14 protein-coding genes are annotated in these 18,759 nt (G+C 70.1%); 5 read left to right on the top strand and 9 right to left on the bottom strand.

The annotated features are described in order from the left end of the window. Positions 1 to 398: 398 nt before the first annotated feature. The 3 genes from CCN33_RS03175 to thyX form a co-directional block, all read right to left on the bottom strand. Positions 399 to 2,084 carry a ribonuclease J gene (locus CCN33_RS03175; RefSeq protein ID WP_086690847.1) on the bottom strand — a complete coding sequence of 562 codons (1,686 nt, stop codon included), beginning with the start codon at positions 2,082 to 2,084 and terminating at the stop codon, positions 399 to 401. 157 nt (positions 2,085 to 2,241) lie between these two features. Then, the gene (dapA, locus tag CCN33_RS03170; protein WP_030816863.1) at positions 2,242 to 3,141 is read right to left on the bottom strand and encodes a 4-hydroxy-tetrahydrodipicolinate synthase; all 900 of its coding nucleotides are present in this window, start codon (positions 3,139 to 3,141) and stop codon (positions 2,242 to 2,244) included. Positions 3,142 to 3,369: 228 nt separating this feature from the next. After that, the gene (thyX, locus tag CCN33_RS03165) at positions 3,370 to 4,137 is read right to left on the bottom strand and encodes an FAD-dependent thymidylate synthase (protein WP_381146360.1); all 768 of its coding nucleotides are present in this window, start codon (positions 4,135 to 4,137) and stop codon (positions 3,370 to 3,372) included. A gap of 139 nt (positions 4,138 to 4,276) precedes the next feature. On the opposite strand from thyX, the gene CCN33_RS03160 reads away from it, so the two are divergent. Both CCN33_RS03160 and CCN33_RS03155 read left to right on the top strand, forming a co-directional pair. Next, positions 4,277 to 4,513 carry a hypothetical protein gene (locus CCN33_RS03160; RefSeq protein WP_086690841.1) on the top strand — a complete coding sequence of 79 codons (237 nt, stop codon included), beginning with the start codon at positions 4,277 to 4,279 and terminating at the stop codon, positions 4,511 to 4,513. Between the two features lie 91 nt (positions 4,514 to 4,604). After that, positions 4,605 to 5,159: a hypothetical protein gene (locus CCN33_RS03155; protein WP_086690837.1), complete on the top strand. Its 555-nt coding sequence runs from the start codon at positions 4,605 to 4,607 to the stop codon at positions 5,157 to 5,159. A gap of 4 nt (positions 5,160 to 5,163) precedes the next feature. On the opposite strand, the gene CCN33_RS03150 is transcribed toward CCN33_RS03155, so the two are convergent. The 6 genes from CCN33_RS03150 to eccD form a co-directional block, all read right to left on the bottom strand. Beyond that, positions 5,164 to 5,616, bottom strand: coding sequence for a tetratricopeptide repeat protein (locus CCN33_RS03150; RefSeq protein ID WP_086690835.1), 453 nt, complete (start codon positions 5,614 to 5,616; stop codon positions 5,164 to 5,166). A gap of 13 nt (positions 5,617 to 5,629) precedes the next feature. Then, a complete protein-coding gene (dapB, locus tag CCN33_RS03145; protein ID WP_086690832.1) occupies positions 5,630 to 6,382 on the bottom strand; it encodes a 4-hydroxy-tetrahydrodipicolinate reductase in 753 nt (250 codons plus the stop codon). 36 nt (positions 6,383 to 6,418) lie between these two features. Next, positions 6,419 to 7,798 (bottom strand): M16 family metallopeptidase, encoded by a 1,380-nt coding sequence (locus tag CCN33_RS03140; protein WP_086690829.1) that lies wholly within the window; start codon positions 7,796 to 7,798, stop codon positions 6,419 to 6,421. Further along, entirely contained in the window at positions 7,795 to 10,014 is a 2,220-nt protein-coding gene (locus CCN33_RS03135; RefSeq protein ID WP_086690827.1) for a polyribonucleotide nucleotidyltransferase, read from the bottom strand. Before CCN33_RS03135 ends, CCN33_RS03140 begins: the two co-directional genes overlap by 4 nt. 323 nt (positions 10,015 to 10,337) lie before the next feature. Beyond that, positions 10,338 to 10,625, bottom strand: coding sequence for a 30S ribosomal protein S15 (gene rpsO / locus CCN33_RS03130; RefSeq protein WP_030816847.1), 288 nt, complete (start codon positions 10,623 to 10,625; stop codon positions 10,338 to 10,340). A gap of 177 nt (positions 10,626 to 10,802) precedes the next feature. Then, positions 10,803 to 12,272 carry a type VII secretion integral membrane protein EccD gene (gene eccD, locus CCN33_RS03125; protein WP_167387755.1) on the bottom strand — a complete coding sequence of 490 codons (1,470 nt, stop codon included), beginning with the start codon at positions 12,270 to 12,272 and terminating at the stop codon, positions 10,803 to 10,805. 162 nt (positions 12,273 to 12,434) lie between these two features. On the opposite strand from eccD, the gene eccCa reads away from it, so the two are divergent. From eccCa to CCN33_RS03110, 3 genes are all read left to right on the top strand, one after another. Beyond that, positions 12,435 to 16,397, top strand: coding sequence for a type VII secretion protein EccCa (eccCa, locus tag CCN33_RS03120; RefSeq protein WP_086690823.1), 3,963 nt, complete (start codon positions 12,435 to 12,437; stop codon positions 16,395 to 16,397). Positions 16,398 to 16,483: 86 nt separating this feature from the next. Continuing rightward, on the top strand, positions 16,484 to 16,969 hold the full coding sequence (locus CCN33_RS03115; protein ID WP_086690821.1) for a hypothetical protein: 486 nt from the start codon (positions 16,484 to 16,486) through the stop codon (positions 16,967 to 16,969). Beyond that, positions 16,966 to 18,519 carry a hypothetical protein gene (locus tag CCN33_RS03110; protein ID WP_086690818.1) on the top strand — a complete coding sequence of 518 codons (1,554 nt, stop codon included), beginning with the start codon at positions 16,966 to 16,968 and terminating at the stop codon, positions 18,517 to 18,519. Before CCN33_RS03115 ends, CCN33_RS03110 begins: the two co-directional genes overlap by 4 nt. Positions 18,520 to 18,759: the final 240 nt, after the last annotated feature.

Raw genomic sequence — 18,759 nt, 5'->3', positions numbered from 1 at the left:
GCGGTTCCGACTCTATCAGATCCTTTCGGCGTCTGATTCCCAGTCAGAGGGGGTTGTCTTCCCGGCCCGCTGGGCCGTTCCGACGTCTCAAACCTTAGCGGATCATCCCCGGCAGTTCCTAATCGGGCCGCCGGTTCCCATTCGAATTGCATTCGGACGTGCCGAAAGCAATCCCGAGCGGGGAGAGTCGAGCTGGAGGTTGAGTACCGCTTGCGCGGCGAGGTGCCACCGCGGAACCGTTACGGCTCCGGGGCAGACCAAGGACTCTACGGATCGGCCATGGGGGTGTCAACCCGCCCTGTCAAGATTTTTTCGAGCGAGTGTTCCCCGGACGCCTGCGACTGGGGGCCCCTCGACCGGTGTCGAGGGGCCCCCAGTGCAGGTCAGCGCGTCGTGAATCAGACTTCGACGACGACCGGGAGGATCATCGGGCGCCGGCGGTAGGTGTCCGAGACCCACTTGCCGAGCGTCCGCCGGATGAGCTGCTGGAGCTGGTGGGGCTCCACGACGCCGTCCTGGGCGGACCGCTCCAGCGACTCCGTGATCTTCGGGAGGACGTCGGCGAAGGCACCGTCGTCGATGCCGGAGCCGCGGGCCTGGATGTGCGGGCCACCCGTGATCTTGCCGGTGGAGGCGTCCATCACCACGAAGACCGAGATGATGCCCTCGTCGCCGAGGATCTTGCGGTCCTTCAGTGCGGGCTCGCGTACATCGCCGACCGAGAGGCCGTCGACGTAGACGTAACCGGCCTGCACCTTGCCCGCGATCTTCGCCTTGCCCTCGACCAGGTCGACGACGACGCCGTCCTCGGCGATGACGATCCGGTCGTGCGGAACGCCGGTAGCGGCGCCCAGCTCGGCGTTGGCGCGGAGGTGGCGCCATTCGCCGTGGACCGGCATGAGGTTCTTCGGGCGGCAGATGTTGTAGAAGTACAGCAGCTCGCCCGCGGACGCGTGGCCCGAGACGTGCACCTTGGCGTTGCCCTTGTGCACGACGTTGGCGCCCCAGCGGGTGAGGCCGTTGATCACGCGGTAGACCGCGTTCTCGTTGCCGGGGATGAGGGACGAGGCCAGGATGACCGTGTCGCCCTCGACGATGCGGATCTGGTGGTCCCGGTTGGCCATGCGGGACAGGGCCGCCATCGGCTCGCCCTGGGAGCCCGTGCAGACCAGGACGACCTTGTCGGCCGGCAGGTCGTCGAGCTGCTTGACGTCGACGACCAGGCCCGGCGGGACCTTCAGGTAGCCGAGGTCCCGCGCGATGCCCATGTTGCGGACCATGGAGCGGCCGACGAAGGCGACCTTGCGGCCGTACTTGTGGGCGGTGTCCAGGATCTGCTGGATGCGGTGCACATGGCTGGCGAAGCTCGCCACGATGATGCGGCTGTGCGCACCCGCGAAGACGTTGTCCAGCACGTTGGAGATGTCGCGCTCGGGCGGGACGAAGCCGGGTACCTCGGCGTTCGTGGAGTCCGAGAGGAGGAGGTCGATGCCCTCCTCACTCAGCCGCGCGAAGGCGTGCAGGTCGGTGAGCCGGCCGTCCAGCGGGAGCTGGTCCATCTTGAAGTCGCCGGTGTGCACGACCATGCCGGCCGGGGTGCGGATGGCGACCGCGAGGGCGTCCGGGATGGAGTGGTTGACCGCGACGAACTCGAGGTCGAAGGGGCCGACCCGCTCACGGTCCCCCGCCTCCACCTCCAGCGTGTACGGGCGGATGCGGTGCTCCTGGAGCTTGGCCTCGATCAGCGCGAGGGTCAGCTTGGAGCCGATCAGCGGGATGTCGGGCTTCTCGCGCAGCAGGTAGGGGACCGCGCCGATGTGGTCCTCGTGACCGTGCGTGAGAACGATGCCCTCGATGTCGTCGAGGCGGTCCCGGATGGACGAGAAGTCCGGCAGGATCAGGTCGATTCCCGGCTGCTCCTCCTCGGGGAAGAGCACGCCGCAGTCGACGATCAGCAGACGGCCGTCGTACTCGAAGACCGTCATGTTCCGGCCGATCTCACCGAGACCGCCGAGGGGGGTGACGCGCAGGCCGCCCTTGGCGAGCGGCGGCGGCGGGGCCAGTTCAGGGTGCGGATGACTCAAAAGACTCTCCTGACCACACGCGCCACGTACCGATGGGCACGTGGCGCGCATGACGTTCAGTGCGTGCGGTTGTCGTAAGAGGGGGCGGGACGCCGGTGCGCCCGCTGTGCTGTTGTGACGTGCGGTTGTGTGGCTCGGATGGTGCTGAAGTCTGTTGTCAGAGCTGTACCCCGCCGGCAGCAAGATCGATCTTGAGCTGGGCGATCTCCTCCGGGGAGCACTCGACCATGGGGGCGCGCAGCGGACCGGCGGGCAGGCCCAGCAGGGCGAGCGCGGCCTTGGTGGTCATGACGCCCTGGGTGCGGAAGACGCCGGTGTACACGGGGAGCAGCTTCTGGTGGATCTCGGCGGCCTTGACGACGTCGCCCGAGGTGTAGGCGTCCACGAGGGCGCGCAGGTCGGGGGCGACGAGGTGGCCCACGACGGAGACGAAGCCGACGGCGCCGACGGAGAGCAGGGGGAGGTTCAGCATGTCGTCGCCGGAGTACCAGGCGAGGCCGGAGCGGGCGATGGCCCAGCTGGCGCGGCCGAGGTCGCCCTTGGCGTCCTTGTTGGCGACGATCCGGGGGTGCTCCGCGAGGCGGACCAGGGTCTCGGTGCTGATCGGGACACCGCTGCGGCCGGGGATGTCGTAGAGCATCACCGGGAGGCCGGTGTTGTCGGCGACGGCCGTGAAGTGGCGGTACAAACCCTCCTGCGGGGGCTTGTTGTAGTACGGCGTGACGACGAGCAGGCCGTGTGCGCCGTCGCGTTCGGCCTGGCGGGCCAGTTCCAGTGTGTGGTGGGTGTCGTTGGTGCCGACTCCGGCCACGACGCGGGCGCGGTCGCCGACCGCTTCCACGACGGCTCGTACGAGGTCCGATTTCTCCGCGTCGCTGGTGGTGGGTGACTCGCCGGTGGTGCCGTTGACGATCAGGCCGTCGTTGCCTGCGTCCACCAGGTGGGCGGCGAGCCGCTGCGCGCCGTCTAGGTCGAGTGCGCCGTCCGCCGTGAAGGGCGTGACCATGGCGGTGAGGACCCGCCCGAAGGGGGTCTGCGGAGTCGAGGTCGGAGCCATGGGTGACACGCTACTCGGTACTCGATCCATGGTCTGCCCGTGGGGTGTCGGGAAAGTCAGGACAAACGCGGGTCAAACTCCCGGTCAACAAGGAGCCCGGCACTGCCTGCTCGGGGGTTCAAGCAGTGCCGGGTCCGTTTGATCAGGCTAGATGAACTTCTCTAAATGCCGCAATACGGACACTTCGGGAGGCTGACCCGTACATCCGTTCCGCGCGGGGGAACAGGGTTACGGGGCGACGCGGCCGTTGGCGTTGAAGGCGGCGTAGGTGAGCGGCATCAGACGGGCCCACTCGGCCTCCATCTTCTCGCCCACCATCTCGATCTCCCGCTGCGGGAAGGACGGCACCTTGGCCAGCTCGTGCTGGGTGCGAAGGCCCAGGAAGTGCATCAGGGAGCGGGCGTTGCAGGTGGCGTACATCGAGGAGTAGAGGCCGACCGGGAGGGCCGCGCGGGCGACCTCGCGGGCGACGCCCTCGGCGAGGAGCTTCTGGTAGGCGGCGTACGCCTGCTCGTAGGACTCCGTCAGGGTGTCGCGCACCGCGTCGTACTGGGCGGGGCTGCCCTCGACGAAGACGTACTTGCCCGGGCGGCCTTCCTGGACCAGCTTGCGGGAGGTGTCGGGGACGTAGAAGACCGGCTGCAGCTCCCGGTAGCGGCCCGATTCCTCGTTGTAGGACCAGCCCACGCGGTGCCGCATGAACTCGCGGAAGACGAAGATCGGGGCGCTGACGAGGAAGGTCATCGAGTTGTGCTCGAACGGGCTGCCGTGCCGGTCCCGCACCAGGTAGTTGATGAGGCCCTTGGAGCGCTCGGGGTCCTTCTGGAGCTCGTCCAGCGACTGCTCGCCCAGGGTGGAGACACGGGCGGCGAAGAGGACGTCGCTGTCGGAGGCGCTGGATTTCACCAGTTCGACGGTGACGTCGCTACGGAGCGTGAGCGGCTCGGGGGTGGTCACAAAGGTCCTTCCATCACTTCTGCGGTTTGCAGCCACCATACGGGGCACGCGCACCGGTCAGAGCAACACCTCACCTCAAAGATCGCATCCAGCGGTTTTCCGGACATGGGCACCTTTCGGGTCACTCCGTCGTCTGAAGGGGTGAGGTCGCAGACCCCCGGAAGGAGACCCACCCCAGATGTTCCGTCGTCGTGAGCCCGTGCCCTTCGCCTTCGTCGCCGAGGCGGACAGGTTCCGCGGCAATGTCACTCCCCCGCCCCCCGAGCGCCCGTCGCGCGGTGAGCGGGCGGGGCGCTCGCTGCTCGTGCTGACCCTGGTCGCCGGGATAGTGGGCGCGCTGATAGTGGGCATGCCCGCGCTGTCCACTCCGTCCGCGCCGCCGGCCGGTCAGTCGCAGGCGGCTCCGGGTCACTGACTCTTGTGGCCGCCCACGGCTGGTGAGCCCCGCCACAGGCGGATAGCCTCACCGGGCACAAGCCCGTGCGAGGACCTTGCGAGGAACAGCCGTGCCCCTGCCCTTCCTGACGGCCGACCGCACTTTCGAGGCGGCCGACGACAGCTCGCTGCCCTATGAGGACCGGGACCGCTGGCGGCGCCCGTACCGTCCCGGCCCGTGGCGGGTGGGCGGGGCGGCGCTGGGGCTGCTGTTCTCCTCGTTCGTCCTGTTCGGATCCGTGCTGACCGCCCTGACCGGCACCACGACCTCAGCCGGGATCACCTTCGTGCTCGCCGCGGCGATCGTCGTCGGCGCGCTGCGGGTGCTGCGCATGGGCGTCTGGGTCAGCCCGCGCGGCCTGCGCCAGGTCGGCTTCCTGGTGACACGGACGGTGCCCTGGGAGCGGGTGGTCTCACTGCGGACGGCACAGCAGCCGGTGCGCTGGCTGGGCCTGCCCCGCACGGTGCAGGGACAGGCGCTGACGCTGGTCCGCGACGACCGCGCCCCCGACGACACGCCCCCGCTGCTGACCACGCACTCGCTGGACTTCCTGAACCGCCCCGCCGGGTTCGACCGGGCCTCCGATGCCATCGAGGCATGGGCGGCGGAGTACCGGCGGGGCTGAGGGGTCAGGCCGGGATGTGGCGGCCGTCGTGCAGGGCGATGGCACGCTGCATCGTCCTGCGGGCGCGCGGGGTGTCGCGGGCGTCGTGATAGGCGACGGCGAGCCGGAACCAGCTCCGCCAGTCGTCCGGCGCGGCCTCGGTCTCGGCCTTGCGCCGGGCGAACACCTCGTCGGCCGAGTCCCGGTCGATCCGGCCGTCCGGGGTGCGGCGCAGCTCGTCGACCGGCAGGCCGCCCTCGGCCTCCAGCTCGGCGGCGAGCTGGTTGGCCCGGCGGACGAACTGGGTGTTCTTCCAGAGGAACCAGACGCCGATGACCGGCAGGATCAGCACGGCCACGCCGAAGGTGACGGTGAGGAGCGTGCCGGACTGGATGAGCATCACGCCCCGGCTGCCGACCAGGACGAAGTAGAAGACCAGGACGGCGGCCGTGACGAGGTAGGTGATCTTCGCGCGCATGAGGTGGGGGTACTCAGCCCAGGTCCAGGAAGTTTTCGAGGCCGACGGTGAGGCCCGGAGCGGACCCCACCCGGCGCACACCGAGCAGGATGCCCGGCATGAAGCTGCTGTGGTGCAGCGAGTCGTGGCGGAGGGTGAGGGTCTCGCCCTCTCCGCCCAGCAGGACCTCCTGGTGCGCCAGGAGGCCGCGCAGCCGGACCGCGTGCACGGGCACCCCGTCCACGTCGGCGCCCCGGGCTCCGTCCAGCGCGGTGACCGTGGCGTCCGGGGCCTCGGCGGTGCCGGCCTTGCGGCGGGCCTCGGCGATGAGCTGGGCGGTGCGGGTGGCGGTGCCGGAGGGGGCGTCCACCTTGTTGGGGTGGTGCAGCTCGACGACCTCGACGGACTCGAACCAGGGCGCGGCGATCTGCGCGAACTTCATGGTCAGGACGGCGCCGATGGAGAAGTTCGGGGCGATGAGCACCCCCGTCTCCGGGGACTGGTCGAGCCAGCCCTTCAGCTGCGCGAGGCGTTCGTCGGTCCAGCCGGTGGTGCCGACGACCGCGTGGATGCCGTGGCGCACGCAGAAGTCGAGGTTGCCCATGACCGAGGCCGGGGTGGTGAGGTCGACGGCGACCTGGGCGCCGGCGTCCACCAGCGTCTCCAGCTTGTCGCCCCGGCCGAGGGAGGCGACCAGCTCCATGTCCTCGGCGGCCTCGACGGCCCGTACCGCCTCGGACCCGATACGGCCGCCTCCGCCGAGGACCGCTACGCGCAGCTTGCTCATCTCTTCGTTTCCTTACCGCAGTTGAGGGGCTGGGGGTCAGGCGACCGCGTCGTCGAGCCGGGCGGCCTGCTTGTCCTTCAGCGGGCCTATGACCGACAGCGACGGGCGCTGTCCCAGGATGTCGCGGGCGACGGAACGGACCTCGTCCGGGGTCACCGCGGCGATCCGGGCCAGCATGTCGTCCACCGACATGTGGTCGCCCCAGCACAGCTCGCTCTTGCCGATACGGTTCATCAGCGCGCCCGTGTCCTCCAGGCCGAGGACGGTGGCGCCCTTCATCTGGCCGATGGCCCGGTTGACCTCGTCGTCGCTGAGACCGTTCGCGGCGACCTGGTCCAGCTCGTCCCGGCAGATCTTCAGCACGTCGTGCACCTGGCTCGGACGGCAGCCCGCGTACACCCCGAACAGACCGCAGTCGGCGAAGGCCGAGGTGTAGGAGTACACGCTGTAGGCCAGGCCGCGCTTCTCCCGGACCTCCTGGAAGAGCCGGGAGGACATGCCGCCGCCCAGGGCGGTGTTGAGCACGCCCATGGCCCAGCGGCGGTCGTCGGTGCGGGCGATGCCGGGCATGCCGAGGATGACATGGGCCTGCTCGGTCTTGCGGCCGACCAGTTCGACCCGGCCCGCGGTGCGGATGGTGCGGCTGCCCTCGCGCGGGGCGATGGGCTGGGCGCCGTTGTCCCGCAGCGCGCCCGACTTCTCGAAGGCGGCGCGGACCTGGCGGACGACCTTGGCGTGGTCGATGTTGCCGGCGGCCGCGACGACGAGGTGGGTCGGGTCGTAGTGCTTCTTGTAGAAGCGGCGGATGCGGTCGGCGGTGAGGGCGTTGACGGTGTCGACCGTGCCGAGGACCGGACGGCCCAGCGCGTTGTCGCCGAACATGGTGTGCGCGAACAGGTCGTGCACGCAGTCACCGGCGTCGTCCTCGGTCATGGCGATCTCTTCGAGGATCGCGCCGCGTTCGACGTCGACGTCCTCCTCGCGGATCAGCGAGCCGGTCAGCATGTCGCACACCACGTCGATGGCGAGCGGCAGGTCGGTGTCGAGCACGCGTGCGTAGTAGCACGTGTACTCCTTGGCCGTGAACGCGTTCATCTCGCCGCCGACGGCGTCGACCGCGGCGGAGATGTCGAGGGCGGAGCGCTTGTCGGTGCCCTTGAAGAGCAGGTGCTCCAGGTAGTGAGTGGCGCCGTTCAGCGCGGGGGTCTCATCGCGGGAGCCGACGTGCGCCCAGATACCGAAGGTGGCCGAGCGCACGGAGGGCAGCGTCTCGGTGACGATGCGCAGGCCGCCGGGCAGGGTGGTCCTGCGCACGGTGCCGATGCCGTCTCTGCCCTTGATGAGGGTTTGGGTACGGGCGACGGCCCGCGCCTCCGAGGAGGTGCGGGCCGTCGCCTTGAAGCTACGGGACGTCACTGGTCGGCGTCGTCCTTCTTGTCGTCCGAGCCGTCCTCGCCCTCGATCACGGGGATGAGGGAGAGCTTGCCGCGGGAGTCGATCTCGGCGATCTCGACCTGGACCTTCTGGCCCACACCGAGGACGTCCTCGACGTTCTCCACGCGCTTGCCGCCGGCGAGCTTGCGGATCTGCGAGATGTGCAGCAGACCGTCCTTGCCGGGGAGCAGGGAGACGAACGCGCCGAAGGTGGTGGTCTTCACGACCGTACCCAGGTAGCGCTCGCCGACCTCGGGCATCGTCGGGTTGGCGATGCCGTTGATCGTGGCGCGGGCGGCCTCGGCGGACGGTCCGTCCACCGCGCCGATGTAGATCGTGCCGTCGTCCTCGATCGTGATGTCGGCGCCCGTGTCCTCCTGGATCTGGTTGATCATCTTGCCCTTGGGGCCGATGACCTCACCGATCTTGTCGACCGGGATCTTGACGGTGATGATCCGCGGGGCGTTCGGGGACATCTCGTCGGGCCGGTCGATGGCCTCCATCATCACGTCGAGGATGTGGAGACGGGCGTCGCGGGCCTGCTTGAGGGCCGCGGCCAGGACGGACGCCGGGATGCCGTCCAGCTTGGTGTCGAGCTGGAGGGCGGTCACGAAGTCCTTGGTGCCGGCGACCTTGAAGTCCATGTCGCCGAAGGCGTCCTCCGCACCGAGGATGTCGGTGAGGGTGACGTAGTGCGTCTCGCCGTCGGCCTGCTCGGAGATCAGGCCCATGGCGATACCGGCGACGGGGGCCTTGAGCGGCACACCGGCGTTCAGCAGCGACATGGTGGAGGCGCAAACCGAGCCCATGGACGTCGAACCGTTGGAGCCGAGGGCCTCGGACACCTGGCGGATCGCGTAGGGGAACTCCTCGCGCGTCGGCAGCACCGGCACGAGGGCGCGCTCGGCGAGGGCGCCGTGGCCGATCTCGCGGCGCTTCGGGGAGCCGACGCGGCCGGTCTCACCGACGGAGTACGGCGGGAAGTTGTAGTTGTGCATGTAGCGCTTGCGCGTCACCGGGGAGAGGGTGTCGAGCTGCTGCTCCATGCGGAGCATGTTCAGGGTGGTGATGCCCAGGATCTGGGTCTCGCCACGCTCGAACAGCGCCGAACCGTGCACGCGCGGGATGGCCTCGACCTCGGCGGCGAGCGTACGGATGTCCGTGACGCCGCGGCCGTCGATGCGCTTCTTCTCCTTGATCACACGCTCGCGGACCAGCTGCTTGGTCAGCGCACGGTAAGCGGCGGAGATCTCCTTCTCGCGGCCCTCGAACTCCGGCAGGAGCTTCTCGGCGGCCAGAGCCTTGACGCGGTCCAGCTCGGCCTCGCGCTCCTGCTTGCCGGCGATGGTGAGCGCCTGGGCAAGCTCGGGCTGCACGGCCTTCTTCAGCGCCTGGTACACGTCGTCCTGGTAGTCCAGGAAGATCGGGAACTCGCCCTCGGGCTTGGCGGCCTTGGAGGCGAGGTCGGCCTGGGCGCGGCAGAGGACCTTGATGAAGGGCTTGGCGGCCTCGAGACCGGCGGCCACGACCTCCTCGGTGGGCGCCTCGGCGCCGCCCTCGACCAGCTTGATCGTCTGGTCGGTGGCCTCGGCCTCGACCATCATGATCGCGACGTCGCCGTCCTCAAGGACGCGGCCGGCGACCACCATGTCGAAGACGGCGTCCTCGAGCTCGGTGTGCGTCGGGAACGCGACCCACTGGCCGCGGATCAGCGCGACGCGGACGCCGCCGATCGGGCCGGAGAAGGGCAGGCCGGCGAGCTGCGTCGACGCGGACGCGGCGTTGATCGCCACGACGTCGTACAGGTGGTCCGGGTTGAGCGCCATGATGGTGGCGACGACCTGGATCTCGTTGCGCAGGCCCTTCTTGAAGGACGGGCGCAGCGGGCGGTCGATCAGGCGGCAGGTGAGGATCGCGTCCTCGGAGGGGCGGCCCTCACGGCGGAAGAAGCTGCCGGGGATCTTGCCGGCGGCGTACATCCGCTCCTCGACGTCCACCGTGAGGGGGAAGAAGTCGAGCTGGTCCTTGGGGGTCTTGGAGGCGGTGGTGGCCGACAGCACCATGGTGTCGTCGTCCAGGTACGCCACGGCGGAGCCGGCGGCCTGCTTGGCCAGGCGGCCCGTCTCGAAGCGGATGGTGCGGGTGCCGAAGGAACCGTTGTCGATGACGGCCTCGGCGTAGTGGGTCTCGTTCTCCACTAGCGTTCTCTCCTCGTCTTCGTCCCGCTCGCCCGTGTGGCGGAGGGACGGTGGTGGGAGATGCGCTCCGTCTGGTGCGGGCCGGTCTTCGATCGAAGCACCCAGGGTCTCTCTTCCCCCTGGGGGCCACTACCGAGGACCGGCGGCGGCGCGGTGCGCGTCTCCTCGTTCTGTGTCGTACGTGATGCGTTGTGCCAACACCCTACAAAGGGGGAGTGACAGTCCGCACGTTTCCGCACCTACAGCGGGTACGGGCGGTGGGCCCGTACAGCCAAAAAAGGAGCGGCTCCCGACATGCTCGGGAACCGCTCCCTCATGGCGACTTACTTGGCGCCGGCCGCACCGCGGCGGATGCCGAGGCGGTCGACCAGGGCGCGGAAGCGCTGGATGTCCTTCTTGGCCAGGTACTGCAGCAGGCGACGGCGCTGACCGACCAGGATCAGCAGACCACGGCGGGAGTGGTGGTCGTGCTTGTGGGCCTTGAGGTGCTCGGTCAGGTCGGAGATCCGGCGCGACAGCATGGCGACCTGGACCTCGGGGGAGCCGGTGTCGCCCTCCTTCTGGCCGAACTCGGCGATGATCTGCTTCTTCGTAGCGGCGTCGAGAGACACTCGTACTCCTCATGGTGGTTGCCACCGAGTGCCCCCGGTCTGAATCTCGGGGGAGCTTCCGTTACTCGGGAGGCGGGGACTCGCTGAGCGCGGCCTCCAGAGCGGGTGCTCCGGGGGTGCGTACACGAACGGCCGTCACTCAGGGTACCAGGGCGGTCCGGGGCCCCTTCACGGCACCTAGCCGACCATCGAGCGTACGTCCGCGAGGACGCCGAGGGTGGCGAGGCACAGGGGGGCCAGGGCGAGCAGGACGGCGCCCTCGGCAAGGTCGAGGAAGCGGCCCCAGAAGGGGGAGAGGCCCTTGGCGGGGACGATCAGGCCGATCGCTGTGATCAGTAGGGCGCCCGCGGCGACGGCTGCCGTCAGCCAGGCGGTGCGCAGGTCGAGGGCGCCGCGGTCCTGGTGGAGCACGAAGTCGGTGAGGGCCGCGTGGGGCGGGTTCAGGGCGAGGCCGAGCAGCAGCAGCGCGACCGCGGCGAGGCCGGCGACCAGGACGCAGGACACCTGGGCGGTGTACCGGAACAGCCGCGCGCGGATCAGCATGGCGAGGCCGGTGGTGAGCGCGAGGAGCTGACCCCAGACGTTGTCGCAGAAGCCGAGGACGGCGGCGGAGGCGACGACCAGGGCCGCCGTGCCGCCGACCAGGCCGAGCAGCATCTCGTGCCCGCGCCGGGCCTGGGCGGCGACGAGGTCGGCGTCGAGCGGTTCGGCGTCGGCGCCCTGCGCGGTGTCCGGGTCGAAGGCGTCGTCGGTGGCGGAGTGCGGCGAGGCGTAGCCGATGGGCAGCCGGGCGAAGCGGGCGGAGAGGCCGGGCAGGAAGGCGACCAGGCCGATGGCGACGGGGGCGCACACGGCGGCGGTCGCGGTGGCGGAGGCGTCGGCGAGCAGGGCCACGAAGGTGGCGACGGTGCCGACGGTCGCCAGGAAGGAGGCCGCGACGAAGGGCGCGTCCCCGCCGGGCGTGAGCACCACCAGGACGACCGAGGCGATGAGGACGGCCACGCAGCCGAGCATGAACTGGAGCTTGCCCGGCCCCTGGGCGGCCGGTGCGCCGATGATCCCGGAACCGGCGATCATCAGCAGCGGCAGCGCGCCCAGGCCCACGGCGACGGCCGCGCCCCGGTCGCCGTACACCCGCGCGCGGACCCCGGCGAAGGCGGTGAGGAGCACGCCGAGACCGCCCGCGATGACGCCGGGCAGGCCGTGCATGTCGTGGCGTACGGGGTCGGCGTACCAGAGGACGAAGCCGGTCAGCAGGATCAGCAGGGCGCCGCCCGCGAGTCCTGCGACGCGCAGCAGGTCCTCGCTCCACAGGTGCCGGTCGCGGACGACGGCGGAGGCGACGGCGTCGGAGACGTCGTCGTAGACGGCGGGCGGCAGGGACTCGGCGAAGGGGCGCAGGCTCAGCACCTCGCCGTCCAGTACGTCCTCGTCGGCGAGGGTGCGGGCGCTGTCGAGCACGCGGCCGTCGCGGCGGACCAGGTGGTAGCCGGCCGGGGTGCCGACCTCCTGGGTCTGGCCGGTCAGCCGCAGTATCTCCGGGTAGATGTCGGCCACGGCGATGTCCACCGGAAGCGCCACGTCGATGCGGCTGTCGGGTGCCACGACCGTGACCCTGCTGAATCCCGTCGCCGCTGTCGTAGTCACCTTCACAGACCCCCTGTTCGCGGATGCGCACGCTGCGGGCGTCACCCTACCGGGGCCCGGTGTCAGTGGTGACCAGTAGGATCGCCGGCAAGCGGAGGACGACCGTCGCCACGGGGGTGCCGGTGATCAACCGATCGTCCGCGCAGGAGGATTGACGCTCCGGTGAGCCAGCTCGTCATCAAGCGCCCGCCTCGTGCGCTGCCGCCCGAAGTGCCCTCGGAAGAGGTGCAATTGGAAGCTCCTCCCGAGCTGCCGCGCGGGCAGCAGGAGGGCATGCTGATGCAGGTCCTGCCGACCCTCGGCATGGGCTCCTCCGTGGTGTTCTACTTCGCATCCCCGAACGCCCATCCGTTCATGCGGATCATGGGTGTGGTCATGCTCGTGTCCACGGCCGCGATGGTGGTCTCCCAGATCGTCCGGCACCGTCGCGGTACGCAAGGGCAAATGGCCGACGTCCGCCGGGACTACCTCCGTTACCTGGCCCAGACGCGGCGCTCGGTACGCAGGACCGCCCTGCGTCAGCGGGACGCGCAGCTCTATCTGCACCCCGCCCCCGAGCAGTTGTGGTCGCTGGTCGCCGAGGGCAGCCGGGTGTGGGAACGGCGGGTGGCGGACGAGGACTTCGGGCAGGTCCGGATCGGCCTGGGCCCGCAGCAGTTGGCCACGCCCCTGATGGCGCCGCAGACCGCGCCGGTGGACGAGCTGGAGCCGCTGTGCGCGGGCGCCATGCAGCGTTTTCTGTCGGTGCACGGCCAGTTGGACGGCCTCCCGGTGGCGCTGTCGCTGCGCGCCTTCTACCACGTGACGGTCTCCGGCGACCCGGAGCGCGCCCAGTCCGCCGCGCGCGCCCTGGTGGCGCAGGCGACGACCCTGCACTCCCCCGACGACCTGGTCGTGGCCGTGGTGGCCTCGCGGGGCGCGGCGGAGCGCTGGGACTGGACGAAGTGGCTGCCGCACTGCCAGTTGCCGGGCCAGTTCGACGGCGCGGGCACCCGCCGCCTGTTCAGCGACGACCTGGGTGAGCTGGAGCAGTTGCTGGCCGGGCGGCTGGAGGAGCGGCCCCGGTTCAGCCGGGGCGGGCAGCCGCTGCTGGACCAGCCGCACATCCTGGTGGTGCTCGACGGCGGGATCGTGCCGCCGTCGTCGGCGTTCGCGGCCGCCGAGGGCCTCCAAGGGGTGACGATCGTGGAGGTCGTGTCCGGCGAGCTGGACACCCCGCGCGGTGACCTCTCCATCGTGGTGCGCCCGGAGCGGCTGCGGCTGGACTCCGGGGGCGAGGTGGCCTTCGAGGGCACCCCTGACGGACTGTCGCTGCCCGGCGCCGAGGCGCTGGCCCGCCAGCTCGCCCCCTTGCGGATGGGTGGCGGGGACGACGACGAACCGCTGCTGTCCAACCTGGACTTCACCGATCTGCTCGGCCTCGGGGACGCCGCCTCGGTGGACGTACGGCGCACCTGGCGGCCGCGCTCCATGTCGGAGCGGCTGCGGGTGCCGATCGGCGTCGGCGAGGACGGCCAGCCGGTGATGCTGGACCTGAAGGAGGCCGCGCAGGACGGCATGGGCCCGCACGGCCTGTGCGTGGGCGCGACCGGCTCCGGCAAGTCGGAGCTGCTGCGCACCCTGGTGCTCGGCCTCGCGGTCACGCACTCCTCGGAGACGCTGAACTTCGTCCTCGCGGACTTCAAGGGCGGCGCGACCTTCGCGGGCATGTCCCAGATGCCGCACGTCGCGGCCGTCATCACCAACCTCTCCGACGACCTCACCCTGGTCGACCGCATGGGCGACGCGATCCGGGGCGAACTCCAGCGCCGCCAGGAGCTGCTGCGGGCGGCGGGCAACTACGCCAACATCCACGACTACGAGAAGGCGCGCGCGGCCGGTGCCCCGCTGGAGCCGCTGGCCTCGCTCGTCCTGGTGATCGACGAGTTCAGCGAACTCCTCACCGCCAAGCCCGACTTCATCGACATGTTCATCCAGATCGGCCGTATCGGCCGCTCCCTGGGCGTGCATCTCCTGCTGGCCTCCCAGCGGTTGGAGGAGGGGCGGCTGCGCGGTCTGGACACGTATCTGTCGTACCGGGTCGGTCTGCGGACGTTCTCCGCCGCCGAGTCGCGGGCGGCGCTCGGCGTGCCGGACGCCTACCACCTGCCCTCGGTGCCCGGTTCCGGGTACCTCAAGTTCGGCACGGACGAGATGACGCGCTTCAAGGCGGCGTACGTCTCGGGCACGTACCGCGCGGGCGGCGCCGAGGTCACCGGGGGCAACGCGCCCCTGGAGCGCCGTCCGGCGCGGTTCACGGCGCTTCCGGTGCCGATGGCGTACGCGGCGCCCGATCCCGCCGAGGAGCGGGCGCGGGCCACGCGCGCGGAGGACGACGCGCTGGCGGACACGGTGCTGGACGTGATCGTGCAGCGCCTCGACGGCCAGGGCGTGCCCGCGCACCAGGTGTGGCTGCCCCCGCTGGACGAGGCACCCGCGCTCGACCATCTGCTGCCCGCGCTGTCGGTCTCTCCCGAGCGGGGTCTGCACGCGCCGGAGTACCCGCGCGCGGGCGCGCTGACCGTGCCGCTGGGTCTGATCGACAAGCCCTTCGAGCAGAAGCGCGAGGTGCTCTACCGGGACTTCTCCGGCGCGGCCGGCCACATGATGGTCGTCGGCGGCCCGCAGTCCGGAAAGTCGACGCTGCTGCGCTCGCTGGTCGCCTCGTTCGCGCTGACCCACACCCCGCTGGAGACGCAGTTCTACTGCCTGGACTTCGGCGGTGGCGGTCTCTCCTCCCTGGCGGGCCTCCCGCACGTGGGCGGGGTCGCCTCCCGGCTGGACCCGGAGCGGGTGCGTCGTACGGTCGCCGAGGTCGCGGGCATCCTCAACCGCCGCGAGCAGTTCTTCCGCACGAACGGCATCGACTCCGTCGCCACGTACCGCAGGCGCCGCGCGGCGGGCGAACTGCCGGGCGAGGCGTGGGGGGACGTGTTCCTGGTCATCGACGGCTGGGGCAATTTCAAGACGGAGTACGAGGGCCTGGAGGGTGTCGTCAACGACATCGCGGGCCGCGGACTCGGCTACGGCATCCATGTCGTCGTCTCCGCGTCGCGCTACATGGAGGTCCGCGCGGCCCTGAAGGACCAGATCCTCAGCCGGCTCGAACTGCGGCTGGGCGACCCGATGGACTCCGAGTTCGACCGCAAGGTCGCGGTGAACGTCCCGGCGGGCGTGCCCGGCCGCGGCCAGGTCCCGGAGAAGCTGCACTTCATGACGGCGCTCCCCCGCATCGACGGCTCCTCGTCGGCGGGCGATCTGTCCGAGGCGACGGCCGCGCTGGTCCAGCGGGTCAAGGCCGGCTGGGAGGGTCCCGCCGCTCCGACCGTGCGTCTGCTGCCGCGCAAGCTGCCGGCCGACCAGCTTCCCAAGGGCTTCGAGTTCCCGCAGGCGGGCTTCGCGATCGGCATCGACGAGGCCAACCTGGAGCCGGTCTTCGTCGACCTGGACACCGACCCGTTCTTCCTGGTCTTCGGGGAGAGCGAGTCCGGCAAGACCAACCTGCTGCGGCTGATCGCCAAGCAGATCACCGAGCGGTACACCCCGGCCGAGGCGCGCATCGTCGTCGGCGACTACCGGCGCACCATGCTGGAGGCGGTCGGGGAGGAGCACCTGCTGGAGTATGCGCCGATGGCCTCGGCGATGCAGGTCCACATGGACGCGATCCGGCAGTTCATGGAGATGCGCGCGCCGAAGCCGGACATCACCCCGCAGCAGTTGCGCGACCGCAGCTGGTGGAGCGGCCCGCAGCTCTTCGTCATCATCGACGACTACGAGCTGGTGGCGACCAACTCCGGCAATCCGCTGAGTCAGTTGGTCGAGCATCTGCCGTTCGCGCGGGACGTCGGCGTGAAGTTCATCATCGCCCGCAGCCAGGCGGGTGCCTCGCGGGCGATGTACGAGTCGTTCATGCAGCGGGTGAAGGAGCTGGGCGCACAGGGCGTCGTCCTTTCGGGCGACCCCAGCGAGGGCGACATCCTCGGCACGGTACGGGCGCGTCCCATGCCGCCGGGGCGTGGCGTGTTCGTTTCCCGCAAGCGCGGAACGTCCCTTATTCAACTGGGGTTGCTTCCGCAACGCCATTAGAGTGATCGATGGAAACCACCCCCGTTCCTGCGTTCGGACGAGCGAAGGGACGGGGATGACACGGGGAGAACGGGGAGGCGGCTGAGGTGAGTTCGGACGGGGGCGCCAAGGTTCCTGACACGGGGACCGGCTTCGACACCCTGGCGGGGGTCAACCCGGCGATGGCGCTGGACATCCAGCACAACGCCATGAAGAGCTTCAAGAAGCGGGTCGACGCGCTGCTGGTCGAGCTGGACAAGTCGGAGGCGGCACCGGGCAAGGTCGGCGAGGACCGGCTGCCTCGGGCCCAGCTCGGGGCGGCCACCTTCAAGGAGGCGCAGTTCCTCCACGACTCGTACACCATCGTCCACGACGAGTTGGAGAACCTCTCCAAGGCCCTCAGCGCCCAGATCGAGAGCATGAGCCTCGCGGTCCACGCCTCCCGCGTGGGCTACGAGAACCTCGACGAGGACATCAAGGCGCGGATGCGGGCGGTGAACGCGGAGGCGGAGAAGTATTACGACGCGGCGCGGGATCCTTATGCCCCGAAGAAGCCTGTCAAGGACATCGAGATGGGTAAGGAGGAGTGGTGAGCGAGCAGCCGAAACAGCCGAAGCTCAGCCGCACGGACTTCGAGTCCATGACGCACGAGCAGCTGGCGGCCATGCTGGAGTCAGCGGACATGGCGTCCGCGTCTCATCTCTCCGTGAAGCTGTCCAAGGCCGCTACGACGATCAGGGAGATCGGCGACGGCCTGATGAAGCACGTCAAGGAACTGGAGTGGCAGGGCAAGGCCGGCGACTCGTTCCGCGACTGGGGCGGTCACACCGCCAGTGCCACGCTGCGTCTCGGTGACTACGCGCAGGCGGCGTCCGACTGGATGGCCACGGTCTCACACGCCATCGCCGACGCGAAGGCCTCCATGCCGGACGTCTCGGAGACAACACGAGCGAAGGCTGCTCTGGCCGACGCCCACAAGACGATCGATGTCGCGAAGCAGCCAGGGGTGCGGAACGATCCCGACGCCCGTAAGGCGGCCACAACCGCGCATACCGATGCGACCAACGCGCAGGCCCACATCGACGCGACCCGCGAGGCCGCGATCCAGCAGATGCTGAAGCTGGCGGGAGCGTACGAGCATTCGGCCATGCAGGTGAACAGCTTGACGCCGCCCACGTTCGCGCCTGCGGCGGGGCGGGGGGCGCCGGATGCCTGGTGGGTTGGTGACGAGAACACAAATCTGGCCAAGGGCACCGCGTACGTCGGGCACAGCTCGTCGAGTGCTGCCAGTCCCACGGCCCATACGGGTGGTTCCCGAGGTGGCGTACAGCCCGCTGCCGTGCACCATGTTTCGGCAGCCTCTGCTGTAGACGACAGGACACGTTCAAGCCTGCATTTTCCCGTTCCACATGAGCCCGTGTCTCTGAACATCGACAGTGCAGGCGCCGATACGCTCCCTCGCACGTCGACGCCACCCGCCACAACGGGGGCGTCCGGCCCGGCTCTGCCGCTGCGTGAGGCGTCACCGGCGGGGCTGCCCACAGGCTTGCCGCCGACCTTCGCCGGAAGTGGCCGCATCCCCGGTGTGGAGTTGCCGGCGCGGGCGCCGGGCATGGGGCGGCTCCCGCAGGTACCCGGCCTGGCGAAGCCGATCGAGGGCATGCCGCGCATGCCTCGGGAAACAGGGATCGTCGGAGGACGGCCGGTCAGCGCAACTGGGCGCCCGGTCAACGGAATTCCGCGGGGAACCGTCATCGGAGGGGAGAACGGACAGGGGCGCACTCCTCTCGGCCGCGCCTTCTCCCCGGGCTCGGTTGAGGGGGCTCGCTCGGCAGGGGCCATGGGCGGCTCCGGTCGCCGACTCGCGTCCGAGACGGGCGGGGTCCTCGGTGGGCGTTCCGGCCAGCCGGGGCGTTCCGGCGGTCGTCCCTTCACCTCGGGGGGCTCCGGACTCGTTCGCCCGTCGTCCAAGGCCGCCGACCAGGCGCAGGGCTCCCAAGTGGGCCGTACCGGCGCCGCAGCGCGGTCTGTGGACTCCCGAAAGCCGCAGGAGCAGCACGGCAAGCGGCCGGACTATCTCGTGGAAGACGAGGAGACCTGGGCCAGAGACGGACGCCGGGCTCTTCCCCCCGTGGTCGACTGAGTCCGCGTCCATCAACCCCCAGGAAGGCACATGCGTACCAGAGGCATGCGGCGCCGTCGAATCACCTCCATAACCTCGGCCGCTCTCGGTCTGCTACTCGTAGGGCTCTCGGCCGGCCCCGCTCAGGCGGAGTCGATCCGGGCGCGGCAGTGGTACCTCGATGCCATGCATGCGCCGGAGGTTTGGAAGTCCAGCACGGGACGCGGAGTGACGGTGGCCCTGATCGACTCCGGAGTCGAT

The organism is Streptomyces recifensis (genome assembly GCF_002154615.1).
GTDB classification, from domain to species: Bacteria; Actinomycetota; Actinomycetes; order Streptomycetales; family Streptomycetaceae; genus Streptomyces; species Streptomyces griseoluteus.
The sequence above is the reverse complement of the archived record's forward strand: the minus strand, read 5'-3'. Positions and strand labels throughout refer to the sequence as shown.